The organism is Nonomuraea sp. NPDC050227 (assembly GCF_044459705.1).
Lineage (GTDB): Bacteria > Actinomycetota > Actinomycetes > Streptosporangiales > Streptosporangiaceae > Nonomuraea.
This window is the reverse complement of sequence record NZ_JBITJF010000006.1, coordinates 65,325-78,485: the sequence shown is the minus strand read 5'-3', so window position 1 is coordinate 78,485 and position 13,161 is coordinate 65,325. Positions and strand designations below refer to the sequence as shown.

The window sequence follows — 13,161 nt, the reverse complement described above, 5'->3', positions numbered from 1 at the left end:
GTTTCACCGGTATGCGGTCGTTCATCCTCGTGCTCCTCCTCGTCGCGGGCTGCGGCGCCGCCGGTCCGGAACCGCCGGCCGGGTGCGGGGCCTCCGCCCGTACGGGCCCGCTGGACACGCGCGTCCTGCGGCAGGTCGTGTACGACTACCCGGCGTCCCCGACGCCCGAGGCGCTCGCCGGGAAGGTGGAGACCGTCGTCACCGGCCACGTGACGGGCTGGGTCGCCGGGCCCGTGGTCGAGGAGGGCATCCTGGGGGACCGCACCCATTACGTCCTCATGCGCACCCAGGTCGGCGAGCGGCTCAAGGCCGCCGCAGCGGACGTCGCGGACGTCGCCTTCTACCAAGGGGCGGCGGTGGACGACGCGGGCACGCCGGTCCACAGCGTGGCCGACTTCGCCCGCGCGGTGCCCCCGGGCACCCGGGTGCTGCTGTTCATGAACCGCGCCAGACCGACCGGCAAGGTCGTCGAGGGACGTGCGGTCGCCTGGTCGACGCCCCCGCAGGGCGTGATCCTGCACGAGGTGACCGACGATCCCGGCGGCCGGGCCGTCGGCGGCAGGGACGAGATCTTCTCCTCGACCGGCTGGAACCAGCCGTGCGGCATCGACGGCCTGATCGCCCGCCTGCGCGCCCACGGAGTCACCGGCTGAACACTTTGCCCTTTTCTGGTGTCCGCCGGGTGCTCTGTCGGGGAGAACCGCATTCATGGGGATCGTCTCTCGCGGCTTCGCCGGAAAACACTTCCGGCGGCCGCGGCCGGAGCTGGCCGGGCGGGTGCCGCCGGGGCAGTACCTGGCCGAGGGCTTCCCGGTGCTCACCGCGGGAGCGACGCAGCACATCCGGACCGAGCGCTGGTCGTTCACCGTCAGAGGCGGCGCGGGCGAGCCCACCTGGACGTGGACGGACCTGCTGTCGCTGCCCGCCGAGCAGATCACCGTGGACATCCACTGCGTCACCCACTGGAGCAAGCTCGACACCACCTGGACGGGCGTGTCCCTCGACCGGCTGCTGACCGGCGCCGACCGGGCGGCCGGGTACGCCCTGGCCGTCAGCTACGGCGGCTACGCCACCAACCTGCCGGTCGAGGAGATCGTGGACGGCAAGGCGTGGCTGGTCTACGCCTACGAGGGCGCGCCGATCCCGCCCGAGCACGGCGGCCCGGTGCGGATGCTGGTGCCCGCCCACTACCTGTGGAAGAGCGCCAAGTGGATCCACGAGCTGTGGCTCATGGACGAGGACCGCCCAGGCTTCTGGGAGCGGTCCGGCTATCACAACTTCGGGGACCCATGGCGGGAACAGCGGTACTACGACGACTGACCTGGCAGCCGGCCACGATCGCCGAGGTCGTCCCGGAGACCGACCAGACGCGTACGTTGCTGCTCGACGTGCCCGGCTGGCCGGGTCACCGCGCCGGTCAGCACGTGGACGTGCGGCTGACGGCCGACGACGGCTACCAGGCGACCCGGGCGTACTCGCTGGCCGGCGCGCCCGGCGAGCGGCCCTCGATCACCGTGGTCAGGGTGGCGGGCGGCGAGGTGTCGCCGTACCTGGTGGAGGTGGCCGAGGCCGGCGACCAGGTGGAGGTGCGCGGCCCGATCGGCGGCTACTTCGTGTGGGAGCCCATGCCGGAGCGGCGGCCGCTGCTGCTGGTCGCGGGCGGGTCCGGCGTGGTGCCGCTGCGCTCGATGCTGCGCCACCGCGCCCGGCTGGGCGACGGCACCCCGGTACGGCTGGTCTACTCCGTACGCGACCCCGGCCAGGTGATCTACCGCGACGAGCTGGAGTCCGCCGGCGCCGAGGTGACCTTCGTCTACACCCGCTCGGCCCCCACCGACTGGCCCGAGCCCGTGGGCCGGGTGGACCGCTCGCAACTGGTCCGGCTGGCCTGGCCGCCCGCCCACGAGCCGCTGGCCTACGTCTGCGGCCCGACCGCGTTCGTCGAGCACGTCGCCGCGATCCTCACCGCCCTGGGCTACCCGCCCACCGACATCCGCACCGAGCGGTACGGCTAGGAGAGACACCATGCAACAACCCGTGGACGGCAACGCCGCGGCAGGCCCGCTGGCCCAGTTCTTCGGCCGGGACATGACGGCCGCCCAGGGCGTCTGCGCGCAGTGCGGCATGAACGGCCCGCTGGGGGAGGCCACCGTGTACGGCCCCGCCCCCGGCACCGTGCTGCGCTGCCCGAACTGCGACAACGTGCTCATGACCCTCGTGGAGGCGCCGGGCCGGATGATGGCCGCGATGCCGGGCCTCGGCCTGCTGGAGACGCCCGTGCAGGGAGGTGGCTGACCGTGGCCGTCGTCTCGAAGGGCTTCAAGGGACGCGGCGGGCACGACGACCGCCTGCCGCCCGGCCAGTACCTCACGCCCGGCTTCCCCGTCCTGTCCGCGGGCCCGACGCCCCGGGTGGACACCGCCGGCTGGACGTTCACCCTGGTCACCGAGGCCGGCCGGGAACGCGTCTGGACCTGGGACGAGCTGCTCGACCTGCCCCAGAGCGCCCCGCACACCGACCTCCACTGCGTCACCGGCTGGTCGAAGTTCGACACCGACTGGCAGGGCGTGTCGATCGACGTCCTGCTCGACGACGTGGACACGCGGGCGGAGTTCGCGGAGGCGTACTGCCACGGCGGCTACACGACCAACCTGCCGCTCGCCGACCTGCGCGGCGGCAGGGCGTGGATCGTCCACACCTTCGACGGCGACCCGCTGCCCGCCGAGCACGGCGGCCCGGCCCGGCTGCTGGTCCCGCACCTGTACCTCTGGAAGTCCGCCAAATGGGTCAAGGGCCTGCGCCTGCTCGACCGCGACCGGCCCGGCTTCTGGGAACGGGCCGGGTACCACAACTACGGCGACCCCTGGCGCGAGCAGCGCTACTGGAACAGCTGATCGTCCCCATAGACGGGGGACGCCTGCCGCGGGCGGCCCCGCAGCCGTTAGCGTTGGCGCATGCGCTCACGTCGTTCCGTGCTCTCCGTGCCGGGCAGCAACCCCCGCTTCCTGGAGAAGGCCCAGACCCTGCCCGCCGACGAGGTCTTCCTCGACCTTGAGGACTCCGTCGCGCCGCTGGCCAAGGACGAGGCCCGCAAGAACGTCGTGACCGCGCTGCGCGAGGGCGACTGGACCGGCAGGACCCGCGCGGTCAGGGTCAACGACCTGACCACGATGTGGACGTACCGGGACGTGATCGAGGTCGTGGAGGGCGCCGGGGAGTTCCTCGACTGCCTGATCCTGCCCAAGGTCCAGGACCCGACCGAGGTCGTCTGGCTCGACACCCTGCTGACCCAGATCGAGCGGTCGATGGGCTACGAGGTGGGCCGCATCGGCATCGAGGCCCAGATCGAGAACGCCCGCGGCCTGGTCAACGTCGACGCCATCGCCGGGTCGTCCAGGAGGCTGGAGGCCCTGGTGTTCGGGCCGGCCGACTTCATGGCCTCGATCAACATGCGCACCCTCGTGGTCGGCGAGCAGCCGCCCGGCTACGAGGAGGGCGACGCCTACCACTACATCCTCATGCGCCTGCTGATGGCCGCCAGGATGCACGACCTCCAGGTGATCGACGGCCCCTACCTCCAGATCAAGGACGTCGAGGGCTACCGCCGGATCGCCCGCCGGGCCGCCGCGCTCGGGTTCGACGGCAAGTGGGTGCTGCACCCCCTGCAGGTGGAGGCGGCCAACGAGGTGTTCTCGCCGAGCCAGGACGACTACGACCACGCCGAGCTGATCCTGGAGGCGTACGAGCACTACACCACCGTGGAGCGGCGCGGCGCGGTCATGCTGGGCGACGAGATGATCGACGAGGCGTCCCGCAAGATGGCGCTCGTCGTCGCCGCCAAGGGCAGGGCGGCCGGTCTGGCGAGGACGAAGTCGTTCACACCTTGACGCCCACCGCGGTGAAGAACCACAACGACGAGGTCAGCCAGAGCCCGACCAGCGCCGTGAACGCCAGCCCGCCGAGCAGCGGCAACGTCCAGCCCGGCGCGTCGCGCTTGGGCAGCGCCAGCATCTTCGCCGTGAACACGCCGTAGAAGAAGCAGCCGAGCAGCGAGTGGGCCAGCACGCGCGGCACGTCGAACTGCAGGCCCAGGGCGTACAGGCAGTGGAAGGCGACGGGGATCGTGAGGAGGAAGGCCAGCCGCCCCGACCAGCGGTGGACGCCGTCCGGCAGCTCGATCCCCAGCCTTCCCCACATCGACAGCGCCGAGACCACCTGGACGATCGCCAGCGCGAACGCCCCGGTCGTCAGCCACGCCTTCATCGGCAGCGCGCCGGAGAACCCGGCCGGGCCGATCGCGAACCCCGTGGGCGTGTGCGCCCGGCCGTACACGCCGAGCCCCAGCGCCACCAGGCCGCCGACCAGCAGCGGGAGCAGGAGCACGGCGGCCGTGCGGCGCGAGGGCCGGTGCGAGGGCCGGTGGACGGCGGTCATTGCATCTCCTCGATGAAGCCGTCCACGTCCTTCGGCAGGACGGTGGCGCCGGCGACGGTCACGGGGGTGGTGGGCCGCCCGGCGTCCAGCCGGGGGATCTCCACCTGGTCCTGGCCCAGGAACGCGGCGCCGACCTGGTCGTAGCCGCCGCCGGGGCGCGGGACGCGGATCCAGCCTGCCCGCAGCTTCGCGCCTCTGACCTGCGCGGTCGCCCGGTACAGCCCGGACGGCCGGACCACGGCGGGCGCGGTGAACGTCCACCTCCCGCCGCCGACGGACAGGCTGCCCCTGGCGCGTCCGCCGCCGAGCGTGGCGGTCAGCCGGGCCGTGCCGGGGCCCTTCAGCACGGCCTTCCCGCCGGCCTCGCCGCCCTTGAACCAGGCTTCCGACCTGCCGTCGCAGAAGTAGCCGACGGCCTTGCCGTCGCGGACGGAGATCGCTATCAGGCCGCCGTTGCCCTTGACGTACCCGCCGTAGTCGGCCTTGGGGATCTTCACGGCCTCGGTGGGCGCGGGCGACGCGGACGATGACACGGACGGCGACACGGACGATGACACGGAGGGCGACGGCGCGGCGGCGGCCTCGGCGGGGGATCCCGCCGCGGCCGTGTCGGTAGTGGCCGCGGTGTCGGCCGCGGTGTCGGCCGCCGGTGCCGCGGTGACGCTGGCGACGCCCAGCCCCGCGGCCAGGACCGCGCCCGCCGCCAGGGTGATGAATGGTCCCAGCCTTGACATGGACTGCTCCCAAAGTCGGAAGGGCGAAATGCCGTACGACTCCGAGCATCCGCCCAAAGGGGCGGGTCGTCTGTGAACTAATGCTCACCCGGCAGACAGAATGTATGGATGCAGGAGAACCCTGGACCGAATCCGCCATATGGCAGTCAGCCGCCTGGGCCGCCCGTCTATCCTTATGGGCCGCCGCCCGTGCCGCAGCCGCGGTCCTGGTTCCTGCCGACGCCGCGGGGGGCGCGTTACGACCATCTCGCCCGCACTGCGGCGAACGAGCCGTGGCGGGCCGTCGCCGGCACGATCCTCGTGGGCGTCGGGTTCTTCGTCCTCGGCACCGGCGTGCTGCTCGTGGGCAAGGCCGCCGAGCTGATCCTCGGCCTGCCCGCGCCGACCGACCCCGGGCAGATCTTCGGCGATCCGGTGTTCGGGCTGGTGATGGTGCTGCTGTCGATCGCGGCCGTGCTGCCGCTCGTCTTCGGCACCGCCGCGCTCGTCCAGCGCCGCAGGCCCGGCACGCTGTCGTCGGTCGCCGGACGGCTGCGCTGGTCCTGGTTGCTGCGCTGCCTCGGCCTGGCCGTGCTGGCGCTGGTGCTGGGCCAGATCGCGCAGGTCACGGCCCTGTCGTTGTCGGGGGAGGGTTACTCCGACCTGTTCGGCTGGGTCGGCTGGGGGCGGTTCCTGCCCGCCCTCGTGGTGATCGTGCTGCTGGTGCCGTTCCAGGCGGCGACCGAGGAGTACATCTTCCGCGGCTGGTTCGTCCAGGCGGTCGGCGTGCACGTGCGCAATCCGGTGTGGGCGATCCTCATCGGGTCCCTGCTGTTCGCGTCGCTGCACGGTTACTCGTGGGTGGGGCTGCTCGACGTGTTCGCCTTCGGCGCGGTGATGGGCTGGCTGGCCGTGCGGACCGGGGGGCTGGAGGCGCCGATCGCGTTGCACGTGATGAACAACATGCTGGCCTTCGGGCTCAGCGCGGCCTCGGGCAGCCTGGAGGACGCGCTGGACCAGGGCAAGACGCCCATCCCGTGGCAGGCGTTGTCGGGAACGGTGGTGCAGCTCGCGGTGTATGCGATTGGTGTGTTCTATATATCCAAAAAGCGGGCAATTAGTGCTATTTCTGGATAAATCAGGCGGGAGGTTCCGGAAATCTCGCTAGAGAGGTCTCGCCAATCCGGCTCAGGCATGCTGGTCTGGTTCCTGTGGGACAGGCGAGGGCGTCACGGAGGTGATCGTTTTGGTGGGACGGGGTAGAAAATAGGCGCATAAGGTGGGACGGGATTTGTGGAACGGTCCGTAAAGAAACGGCCCGTTCGCTCACCGTTTCCCCGCGCAACCCGGTTGACCAGGTCCGATTCGACGGGTTCCACCTGTACGACGAGTTCGACTAGGAGGTGCGGCGCGTGGCCTCCGGCCCCAGCGATCCGCCACGGCGACCGCCGGACGACGACGACCCGCGTCCCGAGGACGCCGCGGAACCCCCCTCTCCCGAGGAGCCCGGAACCTCTCCCGGGCAGGCCAGGGCCTCTTCCGAGCAGGCCGGGGCCTCTTCCGGGGAGCCCAGGATCCGCCACTCCCCGCCCGGCCCCACCGACGACCGGGCCCGGGGCTTACCCTTGACCTCCCCTTGGGGCATGCCGCCGTTCGCGTCCCCGATCCCGGAGGAATCGCCGCAGGAGCCGCCCAAGGGGCGCAGACCGTACAGCTCGCCGACGGCCGAGCCCGAGGTCGAGCCGCGCCGTCGCCCCCGGCGCATCGTCAACCGCCCGGACAAGCTCGTCGCCGGCGGCCCGCCCCGCCAGGAACCCCCCGCCGCGCCCCCACCCCCTGCGCCCCCGTCCGGGCCCCCGGCCCCGCTCGCCGACGGCCCCCAGGAGGGCACGGCCCCCGCGGGCCCCTACCGCGAGCCGCCCTACCACCTGCCGCTCCCCGCCGACGAGGCCACCGCCCCCGTCACGCAGCCCCCGCCCTCGCAGCCGGAGACCCCCGGCCCCCAGGCCCCCGGACCGCACGACCCCGGATCCCGGGCCCCTGGACCGCACGACCCCCAGTCCGACGCCCCCGAGTCCGGCGATCCGGAGTCTCGCGTCCCGGAGTCTCGCGTCCCCGAGTCCCGCGATCCCGAGGGTCGGGAAGCCGGGCTCGCGGCGGCCGGCGAGGAGGACGCCGAGGTCAGGCGGGTGGGCCGGCCGCCCGGCGGGCGTCCCACAAGACCGGACCTGCTGGTCGCCACCGGCCCGCCGCGCCCCGCCGGGGCCGGCGGCAGGCACCACAGAGGCCCGGCCCCGGCCGCCGTACGCAGGTCCAGCCCCGTGCACCGGGGCAGCAGGGCCGCCCCCATAGCCCTCACCATGGCCCTGGCGCTCCTGGTGGCCGCAGGGGTGCTCGTATGGCGCTGGAGCGACACCGACGCCACCGGGCTGCGCCTGGAGGCCGGCACCGGCCGTTCGGGGGACGACCTCTTCACCGTCCCGGCCGCCGGCGTCGGCACCAACCAGAAGCTCAACGACATCGTCTCCGTCGGCCGCGCGGTGGTCGCGGTGGGCAGCGACACCACCAGCCCGACCCCGCGCCCGCTCTTCCTCTTCTCGCCCGACGCCGGCAAGCACTGGCAGCTCGGCCAGGTGAGCGGCGCCTCCACGCCCATCGTCCAGCGCGTGGTCGGCGGCGACGGCCGCTGGCTGGCCAGCGGCGGCGACGGCCCGTCCGGCGAGCGCGGCCTGTGGACCAGCGTCGACGGCTTCAGCTGGACGACGGTCAACGCGACCGGCATGGCCGCCTTCCGCCCCGGCGACCAGATCTACGACATCGCCAGGACGGCCTCGGGCTTCGTCGCCGTCGGCGCCACGCCGGGGGACGGCGGCCCCGGCCCGGCGGCCTGGCGCTCGTCCGACGGCCGGGCCTGGGAGCGCGTGGAGACCAGAGGGCTGGACGTCCAGGAGATCAGGGCGGTCGTCGCCCAGGGCGACACGGTCGTGGCCGTCGGCCGCCCGTCCGACGGAAGCGGCTCGCGGGTGCTGCGCTCCTCCGACGGCGGACGCGGCTGGCAGGCGACCGGCTTCCAGCTGCCCGAGGCCGAGCCGCGCACGGGCACGGTGGCCGTGCTGCCCAAACGGTTCGTCCTGGTGCCGACCCGGCAGCGTACGGTCGACGGCGGCGTGCGCGTCTACTGCTCGCCCACCGGCGCCCAGTGGTCGCAGTGCGGTTCCATCGGCGGCCTGAGCGGCGAGAGCCCCGGGGTGGAGTCGCTGGTCTCCTACCGGTCCGGCGTGGCCGCGATCAGCCAGGCCACCTTGGGCAAGTACTCGGTCCTGACCAGCGCCGACGGCCGCGGCTGGGCCAAGCGGGCCGACCTCGGCGACCTGGCGGGCGCCACGCTGCGCGGGTTCACGATCTCCGACGGCGGCACCCTGTTCGCCGGCGGCGACCAGGCCGCCTCCGACGTCGACAACCAGCTCGTGCTGATGACCGCGCCGCCGCGCGGCGCCGCCTCCCGCGTCCAGCTCGGCCAGGTCGAGGGCCTGACCAGGGTCTCGCGCGAGACCACCCGCCTGGCGGCCGCCGGCGGCCGGTACGTAGCGGTCGGCGCCGCCTCCGGCGACGCCGGCCTGTGGACGATCAGCAACTGGCAGCGCTGGAAGTCGATGAGCCTCGGCGGCCCCGGCAGGCAGATCCTGGAGGACGTCGCCCACGGCGGGCGCGGCTGGCTGGCGGCCGGCAGCACCCAGACGAACCTGGCCGTCACCGACCCCCTGCTCGTCACCTCCGACGACGGCGAGAACTGGCGGCGCGTGCCGGTCTCCGGCGACCTGGCCCGCGACCGCGACCGGCCCTACCTGGACACCCACGCCGTCGCGGCGGGCAAGAAGGGGTACGTGCTGGCCGGCGAGTCCCACGACCAGGCGGGCTCGGTGGCCGCCGCCATGTGGTTCACGCCCGACCTGCGCAAGTACACCCGGTCCAGGAAGCTGCCCCAGGGCGGCTCGGGCGTACGCGTCCACGACGTGATCGCGACCCAGGGCGGCTACGTCGCGGTCGGCGGGTCGGGGACCGGCGACCGGGAGAACAGCGTGGTCTGGTTCTCCGACGACGGCGTGAACTGGAGCGCCCGCAAACGGGTCACCCCGCCGGACGCCACGTCGGCCGGGCTGCGGCAGGTCACGACGTACCACGACAAGCTCGTCGCGATCGGCACGGCCGTGACGGACGGCTCACGCCGCGCCTTCTCCGCCGTCTCCGACGACGACGGCGAGAGCTGGACGACGGCCTGGCTGCCCGCGGACCAGGCGGCGGCCGTGCACGACCTGGCCGCGGGCGACCAGGGCCTGGTGGCGGTCGGCTGGCACGGCGTCCCGGGCGAGGGCGACAGCGCGGCCTGGGTCTCCCAGGACGGCCTGTCGTGGAACCGCATGGCCCTGACCAGGGACCGGCTCTCCGGCCTCGGCATGCAGGCCCTGACGGCCGTGGCGATCAGCGGCACGGAGGTGGTGGCGCTGGGCAGGTCCACGACGTACGACACCGACCACCTGATCCTGTGGACCTCCAGCCTCACCGCCAGCCGGTGAGCACGCCCCACTCGGTCAGGCATGCGAGCAGCCCCTCGGTGAGCGGCAGGAGCGCCAGCTCACCGGGGCCGCACCAGCGCACGTCGGCGGCGTCGTCACCGGCCACGGGCACGCCGCCGGCGCAGGTCGCCAGGTAGTCGCGGATCACGTACGTGACGCCGCCCGGCCCGGGACGCTCCACCGTGCCGGCCAGGCGGCCCACCTCGACGCGCAGCCCGGTCTCCTCCATGACCTCGCGGCGCACGCCGGCCGCGTCGCTCTCGCCGGGCTCCAGCCGGCCGCCCGGGAGCGACCACAGGCCCTTGCCCGGCGGGCGGCCACGCTGGATGAGAAGAAGCTGGTCAGAGGCGTCGAAAATGATCGCGCCGACACAATTTACGCGCACATGACCAAGATTACGACGGGATAACGGGTCCCGGTCTTGACGCGACCGGGCCGGAGGAAGCACCGTGGGTAGCTGTGAGAGCGGCTCCTACCTGCCCAAGGTGCTTCGGCCCGCTTCACGGGTCGAGCGCCCTGTCCGGTGCGTTCCATTGCGACACGCACGGCGACGTCCTGCCGTACCAGCCTCCGCGACCGCCCACGGGCGAATCGCTGGAGGCCATGCGGAAACGCTCGGTGGTGCCCGTGTGGCTGCCCTGGCCATTGCCGCCCGGCTGGACGGTGACCGGGTTCGGCGAGGTCGGCGACGACCGTACCGGCTCGCGGGCCAGCGTGGTCGCGCTGAGCGGGCCGTCGCCGATCGAAGGGCCGGCCGACCTGCTGGTGATCGCCGAGGAACCGGGCGTCGGGCTCGGCGCGACGTTCGCGGGGCTCGACGGGCCCGATCCCGGCGAGGGGTTCGACTCCGGGCCGCCCAACGCGAAGATCGAGGTGCTGGGTCATCCCACGGCGATGTGGTGCCTGGCCGGCATCGACGACCGGGCCGTGTACGCCGGTGAGGCGCTGGGCAACTGGTTGTGGACCATCGCCTGGCCCGCCGAGGCCGGCTGCATGATCGCGCTGGCCGAGCTGTCCCTCCAGGACGCCCGCGACCGCGACTTCGAGGTGCCGTTCGGCGGGTTCTCGCCGCTGCTGGAAGACTGAGAGCCGGAAGTCGAGCGCCCGGAGGGCCGGGCGCCGAGCTGAGCACAGGATCGCCTCCCCCTGGCGGCCGGTTGGGGGAGCGGTGTCCGGGGTCAGGTTCTTCGTCGAGGCGTTCGTGACGATGTTCGTGATCATGGATCCGCCGGGCGTCATCCCGCTCTTCCTCGCCTACACCTTCGGCCGCACCCCGGCCGAGCGCAGGCGCATCGCCTGGCAGGCCGCGGTGACGGCGTTCTGCCTGGTGGTGGTGTTCGCGGTGTTCGGGCGGGCCATCCTGTCCTACCTGCACGTCGAGGTGCCCGCCATGCAGATCGCGGGCGGCCTGCTGCTCCTGCTGGTGGCCCTGGAGCTGCTGCGCGGCACGGCCGAGCCGCGCACCGACACCGTGCGCTCGAACGTCAACGTCGCCCTGGTGCCGCTCGGCACGCCGCTGCTGGCCGGGCCCGGCGCGATCGTGGCGACCATCGTCTTCGCCCAGCAGGCCGAGGGACGCGCCGACGGACTGGCCGCGCTGATGCTGGCCATCGCGGCCGTGCACATCCTGCTGTGGCTGTTCATGCGCTTCTCGGTCAGCATCATCCGCGTCATCAAGGAGAACGGCGTGGAGCTGGTCACCAGGATCGCCGGCCTGCTGCTCTCGGCGCTCGCCGTGCAACTCATCATCAACGCGATTCGCGCTCTCATGCAGACGGGCTAAAGTTCGGAAGCGTGACAGCGCGTATCGAGCGAGTGGTGACCGAGGGCGTCGTCGACATCGACGGCACCGAGCACAAGGTCGAGAACAACACCTGGATCATCGGTGACGACGACGAAGTCATCGTCATCGACGCGGCGCGTGACGCCGAGAAGATCCTTGAGCAGGTCGGCGAGCGTGAGGTGCTGGCCGTCATCTGCACCGCGGGCCTGCCCGACCACGTCGGCGCGGCCATCGAGGTGGCCAGCAGAGACGAGGCGGTCGTCGCCCTGCACCCCAAGGACAAGCCGCTGTGGCGGGAGACCTGGCGGGAGACCTGGCCCGACATCGACATGGAGGACGACGGCGTCTTCGGCGTCGCCGACGTCCAGCTCGACGTCATGGAGACGCCCGGCGTCACGCCCGGCGGGATCTCGCTCTACTGCGAGGCGCTGGGCGCCGTCTTCACCGGCAAGGCCCTGCAGGCCGACGGGCCGGGCAAGCTCGGCGGCGAGTACCCGGCGCTGGCCGACCAGCTCACCTCGATCGGCGGCCGGCTGTTCACCCTGCCGGCCGACACGCGGGTGCTGGCCAACCACGGTGACGAGGTCACCGTCGGCGACCTGGAGCCGCACTTCGACGACTGGGTGTCGGGCTCGCTGACCCGCGACCCGGCCGCCGCCCGCGACGACGAGGGCCCGCTGACCGACGGCACCAGGGTCTCCGGCATCAAGCTCGGCCCCGGCGACGAGTAGGTGTACGACCAGCTTCCGCTGGACGGGATGCCGCGGCGGCTCTACGCGTGCACGCCGTCGCGGTTGAACACCTGGCTCGACTGCCGCCGCCGCTACCGGTTCACCTACCTGGACCGGCCGCAGCCCTCCAAGGGGCCCGCCTGGGCGCACAACAGCGTCGGGGCCAGCGTGCACAACGCGCTGGCGGCGTGGTGGCGTGAGCCGTACGAGCGGCGCACGCCGCTGACGGCCGCCGTCCTGCTCACGAACGGGTGGATCACCGAGGGGTTCAGGGACGCCGAGCAGTCGGCCGAGTGGCTGGGCCGGGCCCGCGACCTCGTGTCCGGATATGTCACGACCTTAGATCCCGCGGACGATCCGGTCGGCGTCGAGCGCACGGTCGCCACGCGGACCAAGGTGGTCGCGCTGTCCGGGCGCATCGACCGGCTCGACCGGCGCGGCGACGAGCTGGTCGTGGTCGACTACAAGACCGGCCGCCGCCCGCTGACCCAGGACGACGCCCGCTCGTCCCTCGCGCTGGCCACGTACGCCATCGCGGCCTCCACGATGATGCGCACGCCGTGCCGGGCGGTCGAGCTGCACCACCTGCCCACCGGCGAGATCGTCGAGTGGCGCCACACCGACGAGTCGCTGGGCCGGCACCTGCGCCGCGCCGAGGAGATCGCCGTCGAGGCCGCCGCCGCCGACGACCGCTACCGCGCCGTGATGGGCGCCCCGACCTCGACCAGGCGCCCGGCCCAGGCGGCGGGTCGTGGGGCGGGCGAGCGTCCCGTCGTCGGCCCGGCCCAGGTTCCCGCCGAGCTCGACACGGTGTTCGCCGCCAGCCCCGGCCCGCTCTGCTCGTGGTGCGACTTCCGCCGCCACTGCCCGGAGGGCCAGGCCGCCGGCTCCGACCGCAACCCCTGGGACGGCCTGGCCGACTGACC

General features: G+C 73.1%; 15 protein-coding genes. 12 read left to right on the top strand and 3 right to left on the bottom strand.

Annotated features, from left to right (window positions below; all coding sequences use genetic code 11):
* The first annotated feature begins 11 nt into the window (after window positions 1-11).
* The 6 genes from ACIBK9_RS23850 to ACIBK9_RS23825 are packed head-to-tail and all read left to right on the top strand — an operon-like array spanning window position 12 to window position 3,887.
* Window positions 12-653 (top strand): hypothetical protein, encoded by a 642-nt coding sequence (locus ACIBK9_RS23850; RefSeq protein ID WP_397161175.1) that lies wholly within the window; start codon window positions 12-14, stop codon window positions 651-653.
* Window positions 654-708: 55 nt separating this feature from the next.
* A complete protein-coding gene (locus ACIBK9_RS23845) occupies window positions 709-1,320 on the top strand; it encodes a molybdopterin-dependent oxidoreductase (protein WP_352319223.1) in 612 nt (203 codons plus the stop codon).
* On the top strand, window positions 1,290-2,015 hold the full coding sequence (locus ACIBK9_RS23840; protein WP_352352863.1) for a ferredoxin reductase: 726 nt from the start codon (window positions 1,290-1,292) through the stop codon (window positions 2,013-2,015). The genes ACIBK9_RS23845 and ACIBK9_RS23840 overlap by 31 nt, the downstream gene beginning before the upstream one ends.
* A gap of 10 nt (window positions 2,016-2,025) precedes the next feature.
* Window positions 2,026-2,295, top strand: a complete 270-nt coding sequence (locus ACIBK9_RS23835; protein ID WP_352319227.1) for a DUF6510 family protein — start codon at window positions 2,026-2,028, stop codon at window positions 2,293-2,295.
* Window positions 2,296-2,297: 2 nt separating this feature from the next.
* Window positions 2,298-2,894: a sulfite oxidase-like oxidoreductase gene (locus tag ACIBK9_RS23830; protein ID WP_358294377.1), complete on the top strand. Its 597-nt coding sequence runs from the start codon at window positions 2,298-2,300 to the stop codon at window positions 2,892-2,894.
* A gap of 60 nt (window positions 2,895-2,954) precedes the next feature.
* Window positions 2,955-3,887 (top strand): CoA ester lyase, encoded by a 933-nt coding sequence (locus ACIBK9_RS23825; RefSeq protein WP_352352861.1) that lies wholly within the window; start codon window positions 2,955-2,957, stop codon window positions 3,885-3,887.
* Here ACIBK9_RS23825 and ACIBK9_RS23820 read toward each other — a convergent pair.
* Together ACIBK9_RS23820 and ACIBK9_RS23815 are read right to left on the bottom strand one after the other, a co-directional pair.
* Window positions 3,877-4,434, bottom strand: a complete 558-nt coding sequence (locus ACIBK9_RS23820; RefSeq protein ID WP_397161171.1) for a DUF6529 family protein — start codon at window positions 4,432-4,434, stop codon at window positions 3,877-3,879. The genes ACIBK9_RS23825 and ACIBK9_RS23820 overlap by 11 nt on opposite strands.
* The gene (locus ACIBK9_RS23815) at window positions 4,431-5,168 is read right to left on the bottom strand and encodes a hypothetical protein (RefSeq protein ID WP_397161169.1); all 738 of its coding nucleotides are present in this window, start codon (window positions 5,166-5,168) and stop codon (window positions 4,431-4,433) included. Before ACIBK9_RS23815 ends, ACIBK9_RS23820 begins: the two co-directional genes overlap by 4 nt.
* A gap of 189 nt (window positions 5,169-5,357) precedes the next feature.
* Here ACIBK9_RS23815 and ACIBK9_RS23810 point away from each other — a divergent pair, with 189 nt between their 5' ends.
* Complete coding sequence (locus tag ACIBK9_RS23810; protein ID WP_397161167.1) at window positions 5,358-6,284, top strand: lysostaphin resistance A-like protein; 927 nt, start codon at window positions 5,358-5,360, stop codon at window positions 6,282-6,284.
* A gap of 506 nt (window positions 6,285-6,790) precedes the next feature.
* Window positions 6,791-9,721, top strand: a complete 2,931-nt coding sequence (locus tag ACIBK9_RS23805) for a hypothetical protein (RefSeq protein ID WP_397161165.1) — start codon at window positions 6,791-6,793, stop codon at window positions 9,719-9,721.
* Here ACIBK9_RS23805 and ACIBK9_RS23800 read toward each other — a convergent pair.
* Window positions 9,705-10,106, bottom strand: a complete 402-nt coding sequence (locus tag ACIBK9_RS23800) for an NUDIX hydrolase (RefSeq protein WP_397161163.1) — start codon at window positions 10,104-10,106, stop codon at window positions 9,705-9,707. The two genes, ACIBK9_RS23805 and ACIBK9_RS23800, sit on opposite strands and share 17 nt — an antisense overlap.
* A gap of 74 nt (window positions 10,107-10,180) precedes the next feature.
* On the opposite strand from ACIBK9_RS23800, the gene ACIBK9_RS23795 reads away from it, so the two are divergent.
* The 4 genes from ACIBK9_RS23795 to ACIBK9_RS23780 all read left to right on the top strand — a co-directional run bounded on the left by ACIBK9_RS23795 (window position 10,181) and on the right by ACIBK9_RS23780 (window position 13,159).
* A complete protein-coding gene (locus tag ACIBK9_RS23795) occupies window positions 10,181-10,807 on the top strand; it encodes a DUF6758 family protein (RefSeq protein ID WP_397161161.1) in 627 nt (208 codons plus the stop codon).
* Between the two features lie 82 nt (window positions 10,808-10,889).
* Window positions 10,890-11,504, top strand: a complete 615-nt coding sequence (locus ACIBK9_RS23790; RefSeq protein ID WP_352319244.1) for a MarC family protein — start codon at window positions 10,890-10,892, stop codon at window positions 11,502-11,504.
* Window positions 11,505-11,515: 11 nt separating this feature from the next.
* Window positions 11,516-12,235, top strand: coding sequence for an MBL fold metallo-hydrolase (locus ACIBK9_RS23785; RefSeq protein ID WP_352352854.1), 720 nt, complete (start codon window positions 11,516-11,518; stop codon window positions 12,233-12,235).
* Window positions 12,236-13,159: a RecB family exonuclease gene (locus tag ACIBK9_RS23780; RefSeq protein WP_397161159.1), complete on the top strand. Its 924-nt coding sequence runs from the start codon at window positions 12,236-12,238 to the stop codon at window positions 13,157-13,159.
* Window positions 13,160-13,161: the final 2 nt, after the last annotated feature.